Source organism: Pyrinomonadaceae bacterium (genome assembly GCA_036277115.1).
Classification (GTDB): domain Bacteria; phylum Acidobacteriota; class Blastocatellia; order Pyrinomonadales; family Pyrinomonadaceae; genus UBA11740.
In genome coordinates this window covers 43041-67404 of the sequence record DASUNM010000002.1, presented here as the reverse complement: position 1 = coordinate 67404, position 24364 = coordinate 43041, and the positions used below count along the sequence as shown (strand labels likewise).

The window sequence follows — 24364 nt, the reverse complement described above, 5'->3', positions numbered from 1 at the left end:
GAACCAGCTTTGTGAGTTAATGGCCTAAGTGTGCTGCGCACGGTTTGCGGACGAGGGCGTCCGCGCTCCCAAACTAAACATGAGTGACATTTCGAAGTACGACAAAAAGCTCGAGCACATCCTGCGCACGTCCGCGCGTATCTTCGCCGAAAAGAGCTATCACTCAACCTCAATGCGCGACATCGCGCGCGAGACGGAAGTGAGTCTGTCCGGACTCTATCACTACTGCAAATCCAAAGAAGAGCTGCTTTACCTAATCCAGGATCATTGCTTCGGACGCGTGTCTGAGCGGCTCGAAGAGCGAATCAAGACGGTCAGCGATCCGTTCGAGAAGCTGCGGATTCTGATCGACAATCATCTGTCATTCTTCGCCGCGAACATGGCCGAGATGAAGGTTTTGTCGCACGAAGCGGAATCGCTCGCGGGCGACCTGCACAAGCACGTGACCACGAAGAAAGAGCGTTACGCTAGACTCGCTCGCAAGATTCTCAGGGAGATTCAGGAACAGAATGGCAAAGGCGCCGGCGTAGATGTGACGATTGCGACTTACGCGCTCTTTGGCATGATGAACTGGATTTACAACTGGTACGATCCGACGGGCAAGTTGTCTGTGCACCAACTCGTCGATAACATTACGCGGCTGTTCCTGAACGGATTTCTGTCTTCGTCAAACGAACGCGTCGCGATGCCGGCGCCGCGGGCTGAGAAAGTCAGCGTCTGGCGCACAGCGTAGTCTCAATTTTTTATGTCAACACAACCAGCAAAACAAAGGCTCATCGATTACTCCGTTAACGAAGGCGTCGCGCTCGTCACGCTGAATGATCCGCCGGCTAACACATACTCGTACGAGATGATGCAGCAGCTCGACGCGCGCATTCTCGAAGCGCGAATGGATGAGAATGTGCAGGTGATCGTCATCACCGGCGCAGGCGAGAAATTCTTTTGCGCGGGCGCAAACATTGCGATGCTCAGCGAGGTGACGCCCGAATTCAAATACTACTTTTGCCTCCACGCGAACGAGACGCTGGGTCGTCTCGAGCAGACGCCGAAGCTCGTCATCGCGGCCATGAACGGTCACTGTGTCGGCGGCGGTTTGGAAGTCGCGATGGCGGCAGACATCCGCCTTGCGCGGCGTGGCGCGGGCAAGATGGGTCTGCCGGAAGTTTCGCTCGGCGTTCTGCCGGGAACAGGCGGCACGCAACGTTTGGCACGTCTCGTCGGCAAATCCAAGGCGATCGAGTTGATGGCCACGGGCGAGTTGTTTGACTTTGAAAAGGGCGAGCAACTTGGTTTGGTTAACCGAGTCATCGACGCGGCGGACGGCGCAGATTTCATGAAGCAGGTTATGGACTACGCGGGTCAGTTCACCACGCCGAACAAAGCGTCGCGCGCGGTCGGCCGCATTAAACGCGCGGTGCAGACCGGCGCCGAGATACCGTTCGAATCCGCGCTGGCCCTGGAGCGCGAGCTTCAGCAGCAGTTGTTCCAGTCAGAAGATGCAAAAGAAGGACTGGACGCTTACGTGAACAAGCGGAAAGCGCAATTCAAAGGAAAGTGATCGCGAGGCAATGCAGTCAGTACCGGGAGCGGTAGCGACCGGGTGTGGCGCTGTCACAGGCACGCGTAACACATGACGTGACCGCTTCCGGTACTGACCTCGTACATCGCACCCTCTTATGTCTGACGATTTCATCAAAGTCACGGAAGACTCCGGTATCGTCACAATCACTTTGAACCGGCCTGAACGCCTCAACTCGTTCGTCGGTCATATGCGACGCGACCTGGCTGAAGCTCTCGAAGAAGCCGGCAGCGATCCTGCCGTCCGCGTCGTGATCATCACAGGCGCGGGCCGGGCGTTCTGTGCGGGCGGCGACGTGAACTTCATGGCTGAGCTGGTCGAGCGTAACGACTCGGAAGAGTTTGCGCGCCTGCTCGGCGCCTCGCGCCGTGTGATCCTTGCGATTCGGCACATGAACAAGCCGGTGATCGCTCAGATAAATGGACCAGCTTCCGGCGCCGGGTTCAATCTGGCGCTGGCGTGCGATCTGCGATTTGCTTCAACCGACGCCACCTTCAGTCAGTCATTCGTGAAGATCGGTTTTCATCCTGATTGGGGCGGCAGCTATTTCCTGCCGCGCACGCTGCCATCGAATATCGCGTGCGAACTATTTTTCCTGGGCGATTCGATTGACGCGCAGAAAGCCTTTGAACTTGGGCTCTTGAATCGGGTCACGGCGCCGGAAGAACTCGAAACGGAAACCCGCAAGTTTGCTGAGCGGCTTCGCGATAGCGCTTCTGTTTCAATCGCCGCCGCGAAGCAAGCGGTGTACGCAGGCGAGCACAATTCGCTCGAGCAGATGCTTCAGTACGAGGTGGACGCGCAGCTTCGCTGTTTTGAATCAGAAGACGCGCGCGAAGGCCTGAGCGCGTTCCTTGAGAAGCGTCCGCCGAAATTTACGGGAAGATAGAATTCAGTTTCGAGTTTTGGGTTTTGAGTTTCGGGTTCCGATCCGAACTCGGAACTCGAAACTCGGAACTCGAAACTATTCATGAAACTTGAGGGACGATTAGCATTCATCACCGGTGGCGGCCGGGGTATTGGTCGCGCGATCGCGCACGCCTTTGCGGCTGAAGGCGCCGGCGTTGCCGTCGCCGCGCGCACACTCGACGAAGTGAATGCGGTCGCGAAGGAAGTTGCCGCGGAATTCAAAACTGACGCGTTGGCCCTGCAGTGTGACGTGCAGCAAAGAGAATCAGTAAACGAAGCTCTCGACAATTTTCGCGCGCACTTTGGCCGCGGTCCCGACATAGTCGTCAACAACGCGGGGGTGGCCAAGTCCGAATTATTCGTCAAAACCGACGAACCTTTTTGGGAGCTTCACCTCAACACGAATCTCGGCGGCACGTTTCGTTGCACGCACGGCGCGCTGCCGGAAATGCTCGAACGAAATTGGGGACGGATCATCAATGTAGCTTCCATCGCCGGGAAGACGGGCGCGCCCTATGTTTCGGCGTATGCGGCTTCAAAGCATGGCGTGCTGGGATTGACGCGGTCGCTGGCGTTGGAAGTGGCGACAAACGGGATCACTGTGAATGCGATCTGCCCGGGTTATGTCGAAACCGACATGACCACACGCGGGATTGAAAACATCGTGGCGAAGACCGGCAAGTCCGCCGATAGCGCGCTCGACATGCTAAGAAAGATGAGCCCGCAGAACCGTCTGGTGACGCCGGAAGAAGTTGCCGCCGTGGCGCTGCTCCTCGCTTCCGAAGAAGGCCGCGGCATTAACGGGCAGGCGATAAATGTTGATGGCGGAACGGTCCTTTTCTAGGAACTAGCAGTTGTCAGTAGTCAGTTGTCCGTCGCTCCAGCCCACAACTGACCACGGACAACTGACAACGGACTATCTATGATTGAAAACCTCGGAAACCTGCAACGCACGCATTCATGCGGCGCTCTGCGTAAAAACAACGTCGGCGAACGCGTGACGTTGATGGGCTGGTGCGGGCGGCGGCGTGATTTCGGTCCGCTGACGTTCATTGACCTGCGTGACCGCGACGGCATCACGCAAATCGTCGTCAACCAGGAAAATGCGCCGGAAGCGCACGCGAAGGCCAAGGACGTGCGCGGCGAATATGTGCTGGCGGTAATCGGTGAAGTGGTGCTGCGCGACGAAAGCGCCCGCAATCCTAAACTCGAGACCGGCGATGTTGAAGTTCAAGCCACAGAGATTCGCATTCTTAACGACGCGCGTACGCTTCCTTTTCAGCTCGATGCTTCGGAAACAGCGCTCGCCGCCGAAGACCTGCGTTTGAAATACCGTTATCTCGATTTGCGGAGGCCGCAGCTTCAATCGAACCTGCGACTTCGTCACCGCCTGCTTTTGGAAATCAATCGGTACATGGACGAACAGGGCTTCACCCAAATCGAAACGCCGAACCTGATCAAATCCACACCCGAAGGCGCGCGCGACTACGTCGTACCGTCGCGGGTGCAGCCCGGGAAGTTCTTCGCTTTGCCGCAATCACCGCAGATTCTGAAACAGATTTGCATGATTGCGGGACTCGACAAGTACTACCAGATCGCGCGCTGCTTCCGCGATGAAGACCTGCGCGCCGATCGGCAACCGGAATTTTCGCAGCTCGACGTTGAGATGAGCTTTGCGACGCCCGACCAGGTCTACGCCCTCGTCGAAGGTCTCTTCGCGCGCATATTCCGGCTGATTGAGGTCGAGTTACCGACGCCCTTTCCGCGCCTCACTTATGCGGAAGTCATGCGCCGGTTCGGCTCAGACAAACCGGACCTGCGCATTCAGGGAATGGAGTTGCAGGACTTTTCAACGGCACTTGCCGAAACTATCTTCGCGCCCTACGAATCGGTTTTGTCGGCCGGGGGAAAGATCAAAGGAATCGTGGTCAGCGGCGGTGCTTCGATGTCGCGCAAAGTCCTGGATGAATTGCAGGAGTTCGTGAAGAGGTATGGCGCGACCGCTCTGGCCTGGATCAAACTTGGCGATGAAGTGTCGTCATCGCTTCTGAAGGCGCTCGGCAAAGACAAGGTTATCGAACTCGCGGGTGTCGCAGGCGCGCAAAAAAGCGATGCCGTTCTAATCGTGGCCGGTAAACCGGATGTCGTCACGGCGAGTCTCGGCGCTTTGCGCAATGAACTCGCGAAACGTGAAAACCTTATTCCCGAAGGCGTGTACACACCGCTCTGGGTGACCGAGTTCCCGATGTTCGAGTATCACGAAGACGACGATCGCTACTATGCGATGCACCATCCGTTCACTTCGCCATTAGATGAAGACGTGCCGGCGTTGGAGCGCGCGGTGAACGGAACCAGGGAACTATTCGGACAACTTCGCGCGAAAGCGTACGACGCTGTCATCAACGGCGTTGAGGTGGCCGGCGGCTCGATCAGAATTCACCGCCGCGACGTGCAGGCACTAGTCTTCAAAGCGCTGGGGATGACTGAAGAACAGGCGCGCGCGCGGTTTGGATTTTTTCTCGACGCGCTGGCTTATGGCACGCCGCCCCACGGCGGCATTGCTTCCGGTATTGAGCGCACGATGATGGTGCTGGTGCCGACCGACAACATTCGCGACGTGATGGCCTTTCCCAAAACTGCTTCTGCTCAGGACCTGATGATCGACGCCCCGGGCGAAGTCGATCCGAAGCAGTTGGCAGAGCTGCATCTAAAGATTGTTGATGAGGATTAGCCTGGGCGTCGCCCCGTAGGGGCAGGATGTTTATAGCCCAAAGTTCAAATTCAACTGTTAGCTCCGGAGGAGCGCAACGTCCCTTTCTTGATTGCGCTCCTAACGGAGCGCTTTCATGTTGGGTCGAGGTTTCTATAAACATTTCGCTCCTGACGGAGCGAAACGACGTGCCTAATTCGTGATGAAGATCCAGCTCTCCAAAGTCCAGTTCGACCAAATCATCGCGCATGCACGCGAAGCCTCGCCGCAGGAATGCTGCGGCCTAATCGGCGGCGCCTCAGATGGCCAGGCCCAGACGATTTACCGGTCACGGAACATCGCAGGGAATCCTCTCACCAACTACGAAGCCGCCCCCGAAGATCTATTCGCGGCGCAGCGCGCCATGCGCGAAAGCGGAGAGCAACTGCTGGCGATTTATCACTCGCATCCGCGCTCAGCCGACCCGCAACCGTCGGCGACCGACGTCCGTCTTGCCTACTACCCTTCAGCGGTTTACCTTATTGTTGGACTCGGGGACCCGGAGCCTTGCCTGCGCGCATTCCGCATCGATGAACGCGAAGGACAATGGACGCGAGTCGAATATCAGATAGTAACGAGTTGAATCGCGGAAACCTGAAACAACCGGCGCTCGTAGAACTCTCCAATGCAGCCAAAGCGCAGTAAGTACGACACAAATCCGCTGGACGGAAACGTCGCGGAGCGCGCCGAAGAGGACTGGGGTCGAGATACCGGCACGCGCGACGATCCGCCGACGCAGTCGATGAGTGGCGGGGTGACGAGCGAAATCGGCCGCACGTCCCACGACGCAGCGCGCAGCAACCCAGAGACTGAAGCTCCCACGCGTCGCATAGACGATTCGTATCGTTCGGTATTCGCGTATGGCCAATCTCAGGCCACGACCTATCAGCCACCGCGCATGCCGGACGCGAACATCTATCAACCGCCACCGGGGCCACACCCTCAGATTTATCAACCACCGCCAGCGCCGGCTGGAGCCAAGCCCGGCTCGCATAAAGTTGCCGGCTTGGGCATCCCTGAAAAATGGGCGGTGATGATTCCTTACATTCCGTTTTTCCTCGCGATGATCGGCTCGATAATCGAACTGCTGCTTGTCCCGCGCACGGAGAAGCGCGTGCGATTTCACGCGGCGCAGGGACTGGTGCTGCAAATTGGTGTCACCGGGATCAGCACTATCCTCGGATTTGCCAATTTATTTTCCGGCAGATTCACCGGAGCAAGTCTGTTTTCCGGAGCCACTTTTGTGTTTCTGATTATTTCGATGATTCGGGTGTGGCAAGGCAAGCCGCACCACATCGCGCTGCTGGATCCAGCCACAAATTGGGTCGAGGATAAGATCAATCCGCGGAAGTAGTGGCTCCTTAGCGTAGCTCTATGCCCTGGACGAAGCTTTGCCCAAAAAGTCTTAGGTTACGCTAAACGCTCTTGATTAATCGCTGCTCACTTCAGATCTGGCTGACATATTCAACGAAGCTGCGAAGCCGCGGATCTATTTAAGCCCAAGGCGCGGCTTTGCGAGCCTTGGGTTACGATGGTTAATAAATTTTGGAGGAGCCGCGGAGCGGCGACCTTGAGTTAGGCTATCGGAAGGATCGTGGAGCAAAGATTTCTCTTCAGAACGGACCACTCAATGAGGCACTCGCGTTGGTCTGACTCGAAACTCAAGGCTCTGGACTCGGGACTGAGATGTCGCCCGCTTCGCGGGCTCCGCTGATCTATAACGGCATGGTTCCCAAGGCCCGCAAAGCCTCGCCTTGGGCTTAGCTAAGACCGCTGCTACGCAGCTCGGCGAGTTTGGTCGCTCCCCCCGGCTTTTTGGCAAACCCACTGGACGACGCACGGCAGTTGTGCGATGCTCACCTTCCATTCCTCGTAAGTAGTCTGATTTAACGTCCGCTTTCACGCACCGATGAGTACCGTCTTCGACGAAGCAGTTCTCGAAGAGCGACCTGAGATAGATCTATCGACGCTGCCTTCCCTGCGGGCGGAACCAGACCCAGTCGTGGTCCTGGCTCTCGACATCGGCACGTCCGGAACGCGCGCGGCCTTGTTCGATCGCCGCGGAGATCAAATCGAAGGCTCGTTCCTGCACGTGGCGGCCGGCGAATATTCAGAGCTGCTTTCCGGCAATGACGTGAACGCCGACGCGCTGGTTGCGTCGGTCGCGGATCTGCTTGATGTCGCGGTCGAGCGCGCAGAGGAGTTTGTCGCGCGCATCGACTACGTGGCCGCGGCGTCCTTTTGGCACAGCCTGATCGGAGTTGACGATGCCGGTCGCGCCATCACGCCTTTGCTCGGCTGGGCCGACACGCGCGCTTCAGCAGCCGTGCATGAGTTGCGCGAGCTGCTGCCGGAAACTGAAACGCACGCGCGCACGGGTTGTCGTTTTCATCCGAGTTATTGGCCCGCCAAGTTGCTGTGGCTAAGAAAATCTTCTCCCGACGTTTTCGGTCGCGTCCGCGTGTGGCTGTCGTTCGCTGACTATTTGTATCTGCAGCTCTTCGGGAATTCGGCGACCAGTGTCTCGATGGCGTCGGCCACCGGGTTACTGAATCAGAGCTCATGCGAATGGGATCATAAAACACTGGCCGCTTTGGAAATCGACGAAAGTCTCTTGCCGCCAATCGTCGCGCCGCGCAGGACTGCCGGGGGATTGCGTGACGAGTTTATGTTGCGTTGGCCGATCCTTGAACGCGCCACCTGGTTTCAGGCAATAGGTGACGGCGCGGCAAATAACATCGGCGTCGGATGCGTATCGCGCGACCGCGTCGCGTTGACAGTGGGAACATCCGGCGCGATGCGCATGCTGTCCAGCCGTGCCGCTCCGACAACCTTGCCGCCCGAATTGTTTTGCTATCGCGCCGATCGCGAGCGTGTCGTGATTGGCGGCGCGTTATCCGACGGCGGTGGATTACTGCGATGGCTTCAGGAGTCGCTCAAGCTGTCTGCCGACGCCGCCGAACTCAACCGTTTGCTCGAAGAGTATGAGCCTGACTCGCACGGCCTCACGATTCTGCCCTTCTGGTCAGGCGAACGCGCGCCGGGTTGGTCGAGCTCGGCCACCGGAACCATTCACGGCCTGACCGCAGCGACGAAACCGCTGGACATAGCGCGCGCGGGGCTTGAATCGATTGCTTACCGATTCGCGTTGCTTGCGGATCCGCTCCAGTCCTTTGCGCCGGCCGCTTCGATCACGATCGCCGGCAAGGCTTTCTTGTTATATCCGTTCTGGGCGCAGATGATGGCCGACGTTCACGGCCAGCCGGTCGAGCTTTCTGCCTTTCCCGAAGCCACAATTCGGGGCGCCGCTTTGCTTGCGCTCGAAACGATTGGCACAATAGACACTCTCGAAACAATAAAGTCCGAGCCCGTCCGAACTTTTCAGCCTGACATGCAGCGGCATGAGGTTTATCGGCGAGCGATAGAGCGACAGCAGGATCTGTATCGTCGCCTGCAACCTGAAACTTGAAACCTGGAACCTGGAACTTAACTAATGAGCGCAAGAATGCAGCAAACACTCGAGACGACACCGGAACTGGATCAACTGTGCATTAACACGATCCGCACGCTGGCGATTGACGCAGTGCAAAAAGCGAACTCGGGCCATCCCGGCTTGCCTTTGGGCGCCGCGCCGATGGCTTATGTTCTGTGGACGCGCTTTATGCGCTACAACCCGAAGAATCCTAAATGGGAAAACCGCGATCGTTTCCTCTTGTCCGCGGGCCACGGCTGCATGCTGCTCTACGCGCTGTTGTATCTCACCGGGTATGAACTTTCGCTTGATGACATCAAGAATTTTCGCCAATGGGAATCGCAGACGCCGGGCCACCCGGAGAATATTTTGACTCCGGGCGTAGAAGTCACGACCGGCCCGCTCGGTCAGGGTTTTGCCAACGGCGTGGGCATGGCGATGGGGTCGGCGCATCTGGGCGCGAAGTTCAACGAAAAGGATTTTCCGCTCGTCGATCATTATGTTTACGCGATCGTGTCAGACGGTGACTTGATGGAAGGCGTAGCTGCCGAAGCCGCGTCGCTCGCGGGCCATCTGAAGCTGGGCAAGCTCATTTACCTTTATGACGACAACAAGGTAACCATCGAAGGCTTTACCGACCTTGCTTTTTCGGAGGACGTGCCGAAACGATTTGAGTCATTAGGCTGGCACACTTCAACCGTTGAAGACGGCAACGACCTGGCCGCAATCGAAGCAGCCATTCGTGACGCACAAGCGGTCGCCGATCGGCCCTCGCTGATTTCAGTGCGGACGACGATCGGTTACGGCATGCCGACAGCCGGCACGCGCAAAGCTCACAGCGATCCCCCGGGTGCAGAGGCCGTACGTGAGACGAAACGACATCTCGGCTGGCCGGAAGACAAAGAGTTTTATGTTCCCGAAGAAGCGTTGACGCACTTTCGGAAGGCGATCGATCGCGGCGCGCAGCACGAAAGTAAATGGCACGCGCTGGTCGATGAATACCTCAAGAAGAACCCGGAACAAGGCAAACTTTGGCAGGAGATGATGAGCGGCGAACTGCCGGCTGATTGGGAGAAGCACCTGCCTTCATTTGCAGATGCTGAGGCGATGGCCACGCGCGTCGCCAGTGGCAAAGTCATCAACGCACTTGCGCCGCATCTGCCGATGCTGATTGGCGGCTCTGCCGACCTCGGCGTTTCGAACAACACCGACATCAAAGATGGTGGAAGTTTTGGAGCCGGTAACTACGCAGGCCGCATCATTCACTTCGGCGTCCGCGAGCACGCGATGGGATCGACGATGACGGGAATGTCTCTGAATGGCGGCTTGATTCCGTTCGGCGGAACGTTCATGACGTTTTCCGATTACATGCGGCCGGCGATTCGGCTGGCGTGCCTGTCTGAGGTGCAAGTCATTTACGTCTTCACGCACGATTCGGTCGGCTTGGGCGAAGACGGCCCAACGCATCAGCCGGTCGAACATCTTCCCGCGTTACGCACCATCCCACACTTGTTTGTTGTGCGGCCTGCCGACAATCACGAGGTCCGCGAGGCATGGCGGCTGGCAATTCTGCGACGCGAAGCGCCTACCGCGCTTGCTTTGACGCGCCAGAAAGTACCTTTGATTGATCGAGAGAAGTTTGCGCCGGCTGAAGGATTGAGGCGCGGCGCTTACATCCTGGCGGAAGCCGAAGGTGTCGCTGGCGATGAGGTCAGTACCGGGAGCGGACCGGGGTCCCTGCGCGGGCAGCCCGCGCGGGGTGGTGGTAGCGACCGGGTAATGCCCGCGTTGATCCTCCTCGCCACGGGTTCAGAGGTTTCACTCGCACTGGAAGCCCGCGAACAACTTCAAAGTGATGGGATTCCCACCCGCGTCGTCTCAATGCCCTGCCTCGAACTTTTCGAAGAACAATCGAAGGAGTATCGCGACGAAGTCCTGCCTCCTTCAGTGACCGCGCGGCTGTCAATCGAAGCGTCAGTCGGACAGGGTTGGGATCGTTACGTGGGATTCAAGGGAGACAAGATTTGCCTGGATCGCTTTGGCGCGTCCGCGCCGGGCGACGTGGCGCTGAAGAACCTCGGCTTCAATGTCGAGAATGTAGTGAAGCAAGCGCGGGCGTTGTTGTAGTGCTAGAATGCGCCCACGCTTTTATTAACTGAGTCTTTCAGGGGGACAACATGGCAGACGTTTCTATTCGTCCGAAACCAAATGGCCCGTATCTCGTCGAAGGGGACGTCGATATTTACGACACCGCAGGCAACAAGATTTCCACCGAAGGCCGGCCGAAGATTGCACTGTGCCGGTGCGGTGCCTCATCAAACAAACCCTTCTGCGACGGCACACACAGCCGGATTGGCTTTCAAGCCGCTGAGACTATCAATCCCGAGAGCGCCGAGCCGCAGACGTAACTAATGCGCTTTCTGTCAGAATGGCGAGCGGACCGGGGTCCCCTCGCGGGCAGCCCGCGTGGGGTGGTGGTAGCGACCCGATCAAGGTGACACTTGAATGGATGGTCCCATCGCTATCGCTCCGGGTTCTGACACACCGCGCGCCCAAGCCCCGACTAAAGCCGGAACTCTGACGCCTTTTCTTTTTCGCCTCGCAGTTCTCACCGCATTCTTCGTTCTGGTTCCCCACGCTTTTGCGAAAACCATCCGCGTGATGACCTACAACATCCATGTAGGCATCGGCATGGACAAGAAACTCGACCTGCAGCGCATCGCCGGCGTCATCAACAAAGAAAAGCCTGACCTGGTTGGTTTGCAGGAAGTCGATCGTGGCGTTCAGCGCACGCAACGAATCGACGAGATCGTCGAGCTGTCCAAGCTAACGCGCATGGAGTACGCCTTCGCCTTCAACCTTCCGTATCAAGGTGGACAATACGGCGTCGCAATTCTTTCGCGCTTTCCAATCAGAGCCACCGAGCACCGGCTGTATAAGAACCTGCGCGAAGCCGAACGACGCGGCTTCATCCGCGCAGAACTTAGGATAGACGGGCGCGTGGTCCATTTTGTGACTACGCACCTGGACTATCAGCACGACGACGGCCGTTTGTTTGAAGCGCAACAGATGCTGGCGTCGCTCAGTGATGTGAAGGGGCCTTTGATTGTGGTCGGCGACTTCAACGACCTCCCCTCGGGCCAAACGTATCAATTGATGCGTAATGCTTTTGACGACGCCTGGATTGACGGTCGTGGAACCGGTGAAGGATTCAGTTATCCCGCGGACAAACCCGCTAAGCGGATTGATTACATCTTCACGCGGCGGACCGATGGATTTAAAACTAAGCGGGCCTGGGTGGTTAACACGCTGGCTTCCGATCACATTCCCGTCGTGGCGGATCTGGAACTCACTAAACCCTAAGTTGTTTAGAGGCGGGCTACTGCCCGCCCTGCTCGCATTTTCAGGACGGCGGGCGGTCGCCTTTAAACGACTCGGAAGGCCTGATTTCAGAGATCAGCCACCCGCTACCGCAGGTGGTTCCGACACTCTCTCAAACGGCCACTCTCCGCGCATCCGCGCACGGATGAAATAGATCGTCAAACCGACCACGACCAGCACCGCTGCATAGCGCACTTCTTTCAAGAAATTCCGGCGCGAGATAAGAACGTAGATAAATCCTGCCAGCGCGAGCAGGGCCGGCAACGGATAAAGCCACATGCGAAATGGTCGCGGCAAATCAGGGCGGCGCACGCGCAGGACAATCACGCCCACGATCTGCGCGAGGAATTGCACCAGAATCCGAATCACGACGAGGGCCGCGATCACGTCGGCCAGGCGGAAGAAACAGAACACCGCCGCGATGCCGCCCATCACCAACAGCGAGACATAGGGAAAGCGATGACGCGGGTGGACTTTTTCGAATACGCGGAAGTAGTTCCCATCGCGCGCGGCGGCGAACGGCACGCGCGAGTAGCCCAGCAGCAGTGAGAACACTGACGCAAACGCCGTCCACATGATCAGCGCAGTGACTACGACGCCCGCCTTGGTCCCATAAAGTCTCTCCATAAACGACGAGATGACGTAACGCTGCGCCGGCGTGTTCGCGGTGCCCGCAAACTCGCGCCAGGGGATCACGCCCAGAATCGAAATGTTCATCACGATGTAGATGATCGAGACGAACAGAATCGACAACAGCAGAGCGCGCGGAATTGTCCGCGCCGGGTCTTTCACTTCGCCGCCGAAGAAGCAGACGTTGTAATAACCCCAATAGTCGTAAACCGCGACCAGCAGCGCCGCCCCAAGTCCGGTAAAGAACTCAGGCCGCAGCGTAAATGCGTCCGGTGGAAAATCGAGTGCGAGTTTCAGGTCGAAATGTGTGACGCCGGCGAAAATAATCCAGAGGATGGTGAGCATCACACCGATCCAAAGGAACTTTCCGAGGCGCTCAATCAAGGTGATCCGCCGATAAAGCAAAAAGACGGCGATGCTCACTGCTCCTATCGCAACCAGAATGACTGGGAATGCGTTGATTTCAACATTTCCCAAAATCGGAATCGCCACTCTCGTTTCGTGACCCATGCCGGGGAAAATGTAGGTCGCGTATTGCGCCAAGCCGATGCCGCCAGAAGCAATCGACAGCGGCGCGCTGAAGGTGAGCTGCCAGATGAACAGAAACGACATCATGCGGCCCAGCTTTCGTGGACCGTAGATCTCGGAAAGATAACGATAAGACCCTCCGGAACCCGGGAACGCCGCGCCGAGCTCCGCCCAGACAAGTCCGTCACAGGTGACCAATATCGCGCCGATGATCCAACCGAGCATCGCCTGCGGTCCACCCATCGCCGCGATGATCAGCGGGATGGTGATGAACGGGCCGACGCCGATCATGTCAATCATGTTCAGTGTCGTCGCGCCCCAAAGTCCGACGCCACGAATCAGTTGCGGTTCATCATGGCTCGACGTCGTCGCGGCCGGCGGCTCAGTTTGGTTGGACATTTTTGACAGACTGTTTACGTGAAAAACTGGGAGTTGTCGAGTGGTGTGACGGGTAGGTATTGACCTAATCTAACGCGATAAGGTCAGTACAGGGAGCGGTAGCGACCTGGTAAGACTTACGGTAAGGTCGACTTAATTGGCAACTTAAACCCGGTCGCTACCGCGCCCGGTACTGACTCCATGACGTGGCCGGCAACCACCTGGCTAAAGCCAGGTATGACTAACAGACTCGACCCGCGATCTACATTTCGCTCCTAAAGGAGCTTCATGTTGTAATTGGCGTTCGTTACTATAAACATCTCAGTCCTAAAGGACTAAAAACCCGGAACGCTCGTCATGAGAATCCTTAACAGGAGAATTAGATTTGTCGTCGTCGCAGCGCTTGCATTCGCATCGATCGTCGCCTCATCACGCGCGCAACAACCGGCCGTAACTCAACCCACTCGCGACGATCGCATTGCCCTTTATCAAGCCCTGCTGGATCTCACAAATCCCTGGACAGTCATGTGCGTCGCCGCGCATCCGGACGATGAAGACGGCACTTCGCTGGTCGTGATGCGGCGCAAGTACGGCGCACACACAGTCAGTCTGTTTTCGACGTTCGGCGAAGGCGGACAGAACGCGATTGGCCCGGAGCTTTACGAAGAACTCGGCGCCATTCGCGCGCGCGAAACCATGGCCGCGTCTGAGATTCAAGGCTCAGAGCCTTACTTCCTCGGCTTAAGAGACTTTGGTTTTTCGAAATCGCGTGACGAGACTTTTCAGAAGTGGGGACAGGAAGAAGCTCTCCGGCGAATGGTCCTGCAGATTAGGAAGCTTCGTCCCGACGTCATCATCACGAATCATTCAACGACAAGCAACGATCACGGTCATCATCAAGCGACCGCGCGGTTGGTTGTCGATGCTTTCGATGCTGCCGCCGATCCAACTAAGTTTGCTGATCAGTTGAAAGATGGTGTGACGACCTGGCAGGTACAGCGACTGTTTGTGCGGCAACGTGGGACGCAGGCGACGCCGGCCGACGCTCAACTTGTGACCATCGATCCGAATGAACGCGATCCTGTTCGCGGCACCTTGTTCGCCGAACAAGCGCTGTCCGCTTTGCAAAAGCACGCGACGCAGGGCCCCTGGCCAAAGACCTTCGCTGAATTTACGGCGCGCTTCCGCGCCTTTAGCGGGCAAGGCGGTGCGGCGGGCCAGATGCCTTTAATTCGTTACCGGCTTGAACGTGAAGCGAAAGGCGCGGCTCCGCTAGGTAAACAGTCGCCGACCTTCTATGCTGGCCTAAGACTGCCTGAAGATTTCAACCGTGAGATACAGCTTCCCACAATTGGCGGCCAGCCTCTTATCGAATTCATTGACGATCGAACGAAAGTCCTGGGGGAACTGGTAAAATCCGCCTCACTCTACTATGGCGCCCCATCGCCGCTAAGTGCTCGTGCTTCACTAATGAGGGCGCGAATCAGCACTGCAGCAGGGGTGGCGGCGGGCGCAAACTTCGAGGTGGAGACAACTGATCCATCACTTGTCGCCGGAACAACCTCGGCGGTGAGGATTACATTTAAAAACACATCGACTCGCCCTCTGAACGTGTTCGGTTGCAGTTCGACCGTTCCGAGTCTCGGCATTAGTGACTCTCGACGTCGTGGGCAAAAGCGTCATCCATCGATAGTCGGGAGCTGGCAAATCAGTTCCGGCGCATCACATCAAGAAGGCCATCCGCTCACCATTCCGGTGACTGCGCCGGTCAATCTTCCAATCTCCGAACACCTATACCAGCCGACGGCTCTCGGCCACGAGGTGAAGACTCAGTGCACGATTGGTTTGCGCCAGGGGTCTGCGGATCGATTTGTCATCAGTCATACCAGACGCATCGGCGTAGCTCGGTCGCTCGACATCGCGGAAATCAGTCCCGCTCCCCTGGTAATCATGCGTCCTCGAGTCGGCGTAAGCAGCGCCGGGACAGACATCTTTCCCGCGACACCGCCGAAGGTCAGCATAAAACTTATCAATCACCGGAAACAATCTTTCAAAGGAGAAGTCGCTTTTGGCTTTGAGAATCGATCGCCGGAAACCAGAGTGCGAGTCGATCTTCTTCCGGAACAAACTACCGCGCTCGAGGTCACGATTCCTAACACCGAAGAAAATCGCGCCGCGCACCTGCGTCGTCCAGAGTTGGCCAATAGCTTGTGGTTTAGTTTGCGGCACCCCGGCCTGCACGAAAACCTGATCAAACGCAGCGTGCCAGTGGTTTGGCTTGACGCTCGGGTTGCCGGAAGCGTCAGCGTGGGCTACGTCCGCGGGTTCGATTTCAGTTTGCCCAATGCCTTGAACGCGCTCGGCGTCGAATCAAAAGAGCTTAGCGTTGATGAAGTTAAGACTTCGGATCTGTCGAAGTACTCATCCATCATCGTTGACAATCGTGTCTATGAATCACAGCCGGAACTGATCGCGGCGAACCAGAAGCTGCTTGATTATGCGAACGCGGGCGGCAACCTGATCGTCTTTTATCACCGGATCGATGAATTCAATCCGAACCCGCAGCGCAACCGGCCGCAGCTATCGCCTTACAAACTGATTCTCGGCAACGAACGCATCACGGATGAGAATGCGCCGATCAGCTTTCTCGAACCAGAGCATCCCCTTCTAAACAGTCCGAACAAGTTGAACCAGGATGATTTCAAGGATTGGATTCAGGAGCGTGGGCTCTATTATCCGCGAGAGTGGGACCCGCAATTCAAAGCGCTGCTGCAATCAAACGATCCGGGCGAGGCGCCTTTGAAGGGTGGATTGCTCGTGGCTGATTACGGGAAGGGTCATTACATCTACTCGAGCATGGTCTGGTATCGCCAGTTGCGCGCCGGCGTGCCGGGCGCGTATCGCATGCTGGCGAACATGATTAGTTACGGGCGGTGATGGGAACGCGGACGCCCTCGTCCGCAGTTATCGAATAGCTCGAACTCCGGAGTTAAGCGGGCGAGGCGCCCGCGTTCCCGGCCTCCAGCCTCTCTTTCACACGCAGCAGAAAATCATCGACGGCCGCGTCAATCCGCCTTTGCAAAGCTGAATTCAATCGCGCCTCGCTCATAAAAGCCACGCCGGGATGCAGTTCCCAGGCACGCTTCCGTCGCAGCTCCACCTGCTGCGAGATGTCCACGCGAGTTAGGCCTTCGCTGTTTTCAAACTTCAGTGAGTAACGCAAAAGGTTCTGCGTTTCATTTATCGCCGGCGACCACTCAATCGTGTTCAGGTTGGGTGACGTATCGCGCACCGGAAAAGAAAAACGAATTCGGCCCACCGGCGTGTCAGTCGCAATCGTCCAGCGCGCCAGCCCCGGCTCGCGATGAATGCCTTCAATGCCCCAGAGCATGTCGGCGAGGTTGTTGAGATTAGCGAAAAAGTCGCGCACCTTCTGGAGCGGCGCTCTTATTTCGAGTTCCCTTTTGAATGAAGATTTGACGCGAAACATGGAAAGACAGAGGTCACAGATCAGACATCAGAAGTCAGTGGTCAGACATCACAAGTAAATCCGATGTCTGACGTCCGACGTCTGATGTCTGCCGTCTGACGTCTGACGTCTGATTTTCAAGCTTGTCGCGACTCACCGCCCTTATCCTCGTACCAACAGCGCGTGCACCAACGATGACGGGCAGATCGTTCTTCAATTGAATAGTCTTTTGAAGCGGGCAGACGCAACGCGACTTCGCGCTCTTCGTCGTTGAGTTCGCTCCAGCCGCGTAATCGGCCGGTTTCGCATCGCCGGCATTGGTTTTCAGGCTCTATCATAAACTCAATCCAACTCGCATGATTCGTTCGTAGGCCGCGCGAATGTCTTTCATACGCGATCGCAACTCAGCGCTCAATGTCTGCTCCGATTCACAGTCGAGTCGTCGCGCGATGTCGGCGAACGCCGCATGAGACGTATCGGGCAACGTCGCCGATCGTCCCACTACCAGCCGCGTTTCGTGATCAACCGCACGCAGCAACCGGTAACCGTCGCGCAACGCGCGAAAATTCTCGTCATCGATCGAACCCGCGTCGCGCAACCGCTTCAACATCCCGAGCGTCGTTCGATCCTCTTCATCATCGGGCACGTTGTCGCGCAACTGCAAGTAGCGCACAGCAAAGTAAACGTCGAGCATGCCGCCCGCGCCATACTTGATATTGATGCCCGACTTGCGACGAGACGTCTTCTCTTTCTCCAGCCGCGCCCGAACGCGATGAGTTTCTGCCAGCAACTCAGCCGCGTCAGTTTGGCTGGCCAGGTCGTGAATGCAGTGCCGCGCTTCCGCTTCCGTGCTCGCGCCAAAATCCCGGTCACCCGCGACCGCGCGGAGCTTTACATACGCCAGCCATTCCCAAATTGCCGCGCGCTCTTTCAAATAAGCAGGGAAACTTTGGGCGCTGGAAACGATTGGTCCTTTCTGACCGTCCGGACGCAGACGCAGGTCAACACGGTAGAGCGAGCCTTCGCGCGTCACGTTCGCCAACGCCGCGATCATCAGCTCGACAAGCCGCGCGTAGGTTTCATCATGAGTTTGTCCCGCCACCGGAGATGGCGCCGCCGCGTCGTAAACGACGACCACGTCGAGATCCGAGCCGTAGTCCATGCCGCCACTGCCAAGCCGCCCCAGGCCAAGAACCGCGACGCGGGGCTCAGCCGCGAGCTCTCCGTAACGACGCTCGAGTTCGTCTCGCGAGATCCGCAGCGCAACATCAATGCTTTCGGCCGCCAGGGCCGTCAGCCGGTGATTGACTTCATCGAGAGCCATGTCACGCGCGGCATCGCGCGCAGCAATCCGAACCAGAGCCTCGGACCAATGACGGCGCAACGCGTCAAGTTCCGCGCGAAAGCTGTCCTCCGGTAAAAGGGATCTTTGAAATTCGCGCGCGTAGTTTCGCGGTCGAACCGAATCGCCTTTTGTTTCGACCGCGTGAATCAGAACGGGGCGGCTGGCGATCATTTCACCGAAAACGTCTGAAACGCTGCAGAGCTGAATCGTCGATTTCAGCTCCGACAAAGTAACCTTGGCGTGTTCAGCTTCCTTCTCCAGCGAACGGGCAATTCTCAGGGCGAAAGACAGACCGCGGCGCGGGTCAGTTGCCGCCGCTGTACTGCGCAGCCACGCCGCGAGTTCATCAACGCCAGCCAGCGCGCCTGCGCTTTCAGTATCAGACGGAGCGACATGTTGGATTAAGATCGAGGCGGCCTTAGCCGCGGCCATGGCTTCAGGATCAGGTGAGTGCGCACTGGCCCGCGACAACCGGCTCAGGTGCTGCTCTTCAACCGCGCCGGGGTCTGTGTCGGCGAACACGCGATCAAAGACGACGCGTACATTAGTCGCATGACGTGTCATTGCGGCGTCAAAACCGCTGGTCGAATTTTTCTCCGCGAAACCCATGCGCCGGGCGATCAATTCCCGTCGCGCTTCATCCTTCGGCACCGAGTGAGTTTGCAGGCCGTGCTCCATTTGCAGACGGTGTTCGAGGCAGCGCCAGAACTGATAAGCAGCGGACAACTGCGTGTGTTCGAATTCTGTTATTAACGATCGATCTGCCAGGCGCGCGAGACTGATCAAAGTATGGGGAGTGCGCAGCCAGGGGTCACGACCGCCGAAAGCAAGTTGAAGCGCCTGGGCGATGAATTCGATTTCGCGGATCCCGCCGCGGCCGAGCTTTACGTTAAAGCCTTTGTCGCTGCGCTCACGTTGAATGTCGATCTTTTCCTTTGAGAGCCGAACATGGGACAGCGCGGCGCTGACGCTGACGTCTGTGCGATAGATGCGATCAATGACTGAGGCTGCGAACCGGTGGAAAAGCGCTTCGGAACCGGCGGCAGAGCGCGCGCGAATCAACGTTTGTAACTCCCAATCGTCGGCCCGCTTCTCGTAATAGAGAGTTGCTTCATTCAACGCGCAGGCCAGTGTGCCTTCGCGGCCATGCGGTCTCAACCTGACGTCCGTGCGATAGGCGGCGCCTTCGCCGCTCGGTTCGCCAACCAGACGCAAAATGTGTTCAGCCAGCTTCACGTAATATTCTCGATTCGTGACCTGCCCACGCGTCCCGCCCACGGCTGTCATCCCTTCATCCGAAAAAAGGAACATCAAATCGATGTCCGAAGCATAGTTGAGCTCCCGGGATCCGAGCTTTCCGAGCGCGATAACGCAAAACTCAGTGGCGACCACGCGGCCTTCCGAATCAATTCGTTGGGGTGATCCAAATCGGTTGTCCAATCTTTGGCGCGCTAAACGGAGCGCATATTCAAGAATTGCGTCGGCAAGATTCGACAACTCCTCAGTTGTCTCGGCCACTGTGTGCGCGCGGCGGATGTCGTGCAGGTAAATCCGCAGCAGCTCGCGGCGCCGAAAACGCGCGAACACATCGTGCGGATCGAGCTGTGAGTGCGTGAGCGCAAATCGCGCCAGCGCTTCGCCGATGTCTTCGCGACTGCGAACACGCGGGTCGAGGCGTTCGCGTTGTAACCAGCTCAGGTAGTCCGGATTCTGTTCCAGCGTTGCCGCCAACCAGGGGCTCCAAGCCGCCAGCGCCAGCACATCCAGGAACAGGCCCTTGTCGCGCTCAAGCAATTTCGCGATCGAGGCGTCGCGTTCGACGAGCCGATCGTAGAGAACTTGCGGCGTGTGCGAGTCAGGTAATTTGTCGAGCTGGTCGAGCATTCACGCCATTCTACGCGGACGTGAGAAACCAGCGAAGCAGGGGTCGCGTAAATGGACCCCCTTAGTGTCTCGGTGGTCTCAGTGTCTCTGTGGTGATCTCATCATGCGCGGACACACACCACAGAGTCACAGAGCAATCACAGAGACACAAAGAAAAAGAGGCAGAAGGCGCTTGCCTCCTGCCTCAGAAAACATCAACTCACTCGCAAATTACACGTCGTAGTACATGGAATACTCCAACGGATGCGGCCGCATGCGCAGCACCTGAATCTCACGCTCGCGTTTATAAGAAATCCAGCGATCGATCATTTGCGGTGTGAACACGTCGCCTTTCAAAAGGAAGTCGTGATCGTTCTCCAATGCGGTGAGCGCATCATCGAGCGAGCCGGGAAGACTCGGAACATCCTTCAGTTCTTCGGGTGAAAGATCGTAGATGTCCTTGTCGAGGGGCGCGCCGGGATCGATGCGGTTCTGGATGCCGTCGATTCCCGCCATCAGCATCGCCGCGAACGCGATATAAGGATTGCACGACGGGTCGGGCGGACGAAACTCGAGGCGTTTCAGCTTTGGATTCGTCGAGAACATCGGAATGCGAATCGCAGCCGAACGATTCCGCGCTGAATAAGCCAGGTTTACCGGCGCTTCGAAACCGGGAACCAGACGCTTGTAGCTGTTGGTGGTCGGCGCGGCAAAGGCGACGATGGCCGCCGCGTGCTTCAGCAAGCCGCCGATGTAATGCAACGCAGTTTCCGACAATCCGGCGTAGCCGTCTCCGGCGAACAAAGGCTTGTCGCCTTTCCAAAGCGACTGGTGGCAGTGCATGCCCGAACCGTTGTCGCCATACAGGGGCTTCGGCATAAACGTCGCAGTCTTGCCATACTCGTACGCGGTGTTCTTGACGATGTACTTGAATAATTGCAGGTTGTCGGCCGTACCCAGCAGCGTCGCGTAGCGGAAATCAATTTCGCACTGGCCGGCGGTGGCAACTTCGTGATGATGACATTCGACATTGATGCCGCACTCAGCCAGCGTCAGTGAAATCGCCGAACGAAGATCGGCGAGCGTATCGATCGGCGGTACCGGCACGTATCCCTCTTTCGCGCGAATACGATGACCGAGGTTCGGTCCCCACGTATCGTTGCCGTCACGGCCCGTATTCCAATGCCCTTCGTCTGAATCAATTGCGTAGCCGGCTTTGTGCGGCTCGTTATGAAACTGCACGCTGTCGAAAACAAAGAACTCGGCTTCGGGGCCGAAGTTTGCGACATCGGCAATGCCTGAACTCTTGAGATAGCTCTCCGCACGCACCGCGACCATGCGCGGATCGAAGGCGTAGCCCTGACGCGAAAGCGGGTCAACTGCATTCGCAACCAAACACAGCGTGGGCTCGTCCGCAAACGGATCCATCCAGTGGCGACTAGCGTCCGGGACCAGGAGCATGTCTGATTCGTGAATGGCCGCCCAGCCCCGAATAGACGAAGCGTCAAAGCCGAATCCGTCTTCGAACGAATCTTCGTTCAGCTCGCTGATCGGAAAAGTCAGGTGCTGCCATGAGCCGGGTAAGTCGGTAAATCGCACCGAGACAAATTTCGCCTTGTGCTCAGAGGCGTACTTCAACACAGTTTTAGCGTTCATCTGATCTCCTGTCTGGAAAAGTGAGTGATGTGCTTGACCTTCGCCCCTTACGGCTGTTTGGTGCGAAGACTTTCGTGGACCGGACGGTGTGTAGCGCGCGAAGAAGCGTCATGAACCGCGCATCAAAAAACGTGCATTATAACCTCGGAATTAGTTCTGTCAACAGTCTGTTTGGGTTTTATTTGCGGACTACAGATTATGGTTCGCGCTGACATGTCTTCGGCAAAACATACGAGTTTTTGCATTTAGCGAAGAAAACAACACACTAGTGGCGGAAAAAAGTTATAGACCGACCCCCCGTTTTCTGTTAAATTTTCCGCTTAAGGTTCCAACCCCAACATATCCGCTCGGAAATGCAGTCCCGACCGTCGGGATTGTTGCGCGGACAAACGCGTTAAAGAGAACTCCAGGGAGAAACCGCTAGTTGACCACAGCTATCGAACAGACCGTCGAAACCTACGGAATAGAGAATTGGGGCGCAGGCTACTTCGACGTAAATCGCAAAGGAAATTTGATTGTCCGGCCCGCCGAAGGCGATCCCCGCGCGGCGGACGTGCGCGAGATCATCGAGGATCTGACGCGCAGAGGAATTTCCGCGCCCGTGCTGCTGCGGTTTCCCCAACTGGTCGCCGGGCAAGTGCGCAAGCTGCAACGCGCCTTCAGCAAATCAATTCGCGAATTTGAGTACCAGGGCGCGCACATGTGCGTGTATCCAATGAAGGTGAACCAGCAACGTGCGGTCGTCGAAGAGTACCTGCGCGAAGGATCGCGTTACGACTTTGGCCTCGAAGCGGGGTCGAAAGCTGAGTTGTATGCGGCGATGGCGCTCGAGCAATCGCCGGACAGCCTACTCGTGCTCAATGGTTTCAAAGACGAAGAGTTCATCCAGTTGGCGTTCGGCAGCGCGAAGTCGGGCAAGCGGGTGGTCATAGTCATCGAGAAACTGAGCGAGCTCGATCACATTCTCAGGATCGCCGAAACCCATGAAGGCAACTCGCCGATCATCGGCATGCGCGTGAAGCTCTATTCGAAGGGCTCAGGGCGCTGGGAAAAATCAGGCGGCGAAGCGGCGAAGTTCGGATTGACCACGACTGAGCTGCTCGAAGTTATCAATCGGCTAAAGGAAGCCGACCGCATCGACATGCTGAAGCTGCTGCACTTTCACATCGGTTCGCAGCTCACCGACATCAAGCGGATCAAGAACGCGATGAAGGAAGCCGCGCGCGTGTACGCGAAGGTCTTCCAAATGAAAGTGCCGGTTGAGCTGCTGGACGTGGGCGGCGGCATGGCCGTGGATTACGACGGCTCGAAAACGGCGTTCGATTCATCGGCGAATTACACGGCCCAGGAATTTGCGAACGACGTCATTTACACGATCAAGCAGGTCTGCGAAGACGAAAACGTGCCGCATCCGACGATCATCCAGGAGTCAGGCCGTTTTCTTTCGGCTTACCACGCGATTCTCGTGACCAACGTGCTCGACGAAATCGAAACGGTGGTCGAAGACATCACGCCGATCGAAATCGAAGAAGACGATCCCCAGGTGGTGATTGAACTCGCCGATCTGCGCGAAACGATCACGATCAAAAACTATCGAGAGTACTACCACGACGCCCTCGAGCATCGGGAAGAACTGTTCACGATGTTCAACCTCGGTTTGATTTCGCTGGAAGACCGCGCGAAAGGCGAGGTGCTTTTCTGGGACGTCTGCGAGCGCGCGGATCGATACGCGCAGCAATCGAAATACGTTCCTGAAGAATTCGGCGAACTGCGCCGGCTGTTGTGCGCGAAATACCTGACGAACTTTTCCGTTTTTAAGTCCGTTCCCGATCACTGGGCGTTGGATCAGCTGTTTCCCATCGTGCCCATTCAGATGCTGAACAAGCCGCCGACTGAATTTGCCACGCTCTGCGATATCACCTGCGACTCAGATGGTGTGGTCGACAAGTTCGTGGACCTGCACGACGTCAAGCAGACTTTAGAGCTGCACAAGCTCGATCCGAACGAACCGTACTATCTCGCATTCATGCTGGTCGGCGCCTATCAGGAAGTGATGGGCAACAATCACAACCTGTTCGGCACGCCGAATGAAGCGCAGATTCATATCGATGAAGAAGGCTATCTGATCAAGAAGGTGATTCGCGGAACGACGGTCGGCGAAGCCGCGGGGCGCGCGCGTTACGAGCGCGGATTGCTGCACGATGGCTTTCGCCGGCAGGTAACGCAACGAATTAAAGACGGTGAACTGAGCGAAGCGGAAGGCGCGGAACTTGTAGATTTTTACGAATCGCGTTTCGACGCATACACCTATGTGGCAGTTAACGGTAACCGAAACAAGGGCCGCCGTCGTCATGATTATTAGACGTCCCAGAGTTTAGAGCGGGCTACTGCCCGTCGGCGGGCGT

Annotated in this window: 17 protein-coding genes; 13 read left to right on the top strand and 4 right to left on the bottom strand. The window is 57.2% G+C overall.

The window, feature by feature from the left end; translation table 11 throughout:
- Positions 1–79: 79 nt before the first annotated feature.
- The 11 genes from VFX97_00390 to VFX97_00340 all read left to right on the top strand — a co-directional run bounded on the left by VFX97_00390 (position 80) and on the right by VFX97_00340 (position 12072).
- Positions 80–733 (top strand): TetR/AcrR family transcriptional regulator, encoded by a 654-nt coding sequence (locus tag VFX97_00390; protein ID HEX5701657.1) that lies wholly within the window; start codon positions 80–82, stop codon positions 731–733.
- A gap of 12 nt (positions 734–745) precedes the next feature.
- Entirely contained in the window at positions 746–1558 is an 813-nt protein-coding gene (locus VFX97_00385) for an enoyl-CoA hydratase/isomerase family protein (protein ID HEX5701656.1), read from the top strand.
- Between the two features lie 118 nt (positions 1559–1676).
- Complete coding sequence (locus tag VFX97_00380) at positions 1677–2468, top strand: enoyl-CoA hydratase (GenBank protein ID HEX5701655.1); 792 nt, start codon at positions 1677–1679, stop codon at positions 2466–2468.
- A gap of 81 nt (positions 2469–2549) precedes the next feature.
- Positions 2550–3332, top strand: a complete 783-nt coding sequence (locus VFX97_00375; protein HEX5701654.1) for an SDR family oxidoreductase — start codon at positions 2550–2552, stop codon at positions 3330–3332.
- Between the two features lie 78 nt (positions 3333–3410).
- Entirely contained in the window at positions 3411–5219 is a 1809-nt protein-coding gene (aspS, locus tag VFX97_00370; protein ID HEX5701653.1) for an aspartate--tRNA ligase, read from the top strand.
- 181 nt (positions 5220–5400) lie between these two features.
- Complete coding sequence (locus VFX97_00365; protein HEX5701652.1) at positions 5401–5820, top strand: M67 family metallopeptidase; 420 nt, start codon at positions 5401–5403, stop codon at positions 5818–5820.
- Between the two features lie 42 nt (positions 5821–5862).
- Entirely contained in the window at positions 5863–6591 is a 729-nt protein-coding gene (locus VFX97_00360) for a hypothetical protein (GenBank protein ID HEX5701651.1), read from the top strand.
- A gap of 555 nt (positions 6592–7146) precedes the next feature.
- Positions 7147–8706, top strand: coding sequence for a gluconokinase (locus tag VFX97_00355; GenBank protein ID HEX5701650.1), 1560 nt, complete (start codon positions 7147–7149; stop codon positions 8704–8706).
- Between the two features lie 24 nt (positions 8707–8730).
- Positions 8731–10836: a transketolase gene (gene tkt, locus VFX97_00350; protein HEX5701649.1), complete on the top strand. Its 2106-nt coding sequence runs from the start codon at positions 8731–8733 to the stop codon at positions 10834–10836.
- A 50-nt stretch (positions 10837–10886) separates the two neighbouring features.
- Complete coding sequence (locus VFX97_00345; protein HEX5701648.1) at positions 10887–11117, top strand: CDGSH iron-sulfur domain-containing protein; 231 nt, start codon at positions 10887–10889, stop codon at positions 11115–11117.
- A gap of 97 nt (positions 11118–11214) precedes the next feature.
- Positions 11215–12072 carry an endonuclease/exonuclease/phosphatase family protein gene (locus tag VFX97_00340; GenBank protein HEX5701647.1) on the top strand — a complete coding sequence of 286 codons (858 nt, stop codon included), beginning with the start codon at positions 11215–11217 and terminating at the stop codon, positions 12070–12072.
- Positions 12073–12165: 93 nt separating this feature from the next.
- On the opposite strand, the gene VFX97_00335 is transcribed toward VFX97_00340, so the two are convergent.
- Entirely contained in the window at positions 12166–13647 is a 1482-nt protein-coding gene (locus tag VFX97_00335) for an amino acid permease (protein ID HEX5701646.1), read from the bottom strand.
- Between the two features lie 336 nt (positions 13648–13983).
- Here VFX97_00335 and VFX97_00330 point away from each other — a divergent pair, with 336 nt between their 5' ends.
- A complete protein-coding gene (locus tag VFX97_00330; protein HEX5701645.1) occupies positions 13984–16563 on the top strand; it encodes a PIG-L family deacetylase in 2580 nt (859 codons plus the stop codon).
- Between the two features lie 52 nt (positions 16564–16615).
- Here the strand turns inward: VFX97_00330 and VFX97_00325 are convergent, their stop codons facing one another.
- From VFX97_00325 to glnA, 3 genes are all read right to left on the bottom strand, one after another.
- Positions 16616–17116 (bottom strand): hypothetical protein, encoded by a 501-nt coding sequence (locus VFX97_00325; protein ID HEX5701644.1) that lies wholly within the window; start codon positions 17114–17116, stop codon positions 16616–16618.
- Positions 17117–17429: 313 nt separating this feature from the next.
- The gene (locus VFX97_00320) at positions 17430–20324 is read right to left on the bottom strand and encodes a hypothetical protein (protein ID HEX5701643.1); all 2895 of its coding nucleotides are present in this window, start codon (positions 20322–20324) and stop codon (positions 17430–17432) included.
- A gap of 210 nt (positions 20325–20534) precedes the next feature.
- A complete protein-coding gene (glnA, locus tag VFX97_00315) occupies positions 20535–21959 on the bottom strand; it encodes a type I glutamate--ammonia ligase (GenBank protein HEX5701642.1) in 1425 nt (474 codons plus the stop codon).
- 424 nt (positions 21960–22383) lie between these two features.
- On the opposite strand from glnA, the gene speA reads away from it, so the two are divergent.
- Entirely contained in the window at positions 22384–24321 is a 1938-nt protein-coding gene (gene speA / locus VFX97_00310; protein ID HEX5701641.1) for a biosynthetic arginine decarboxylase, read from the top strand.
- Positions 24322–24364 lie beyond the last annotated feature (43 nt).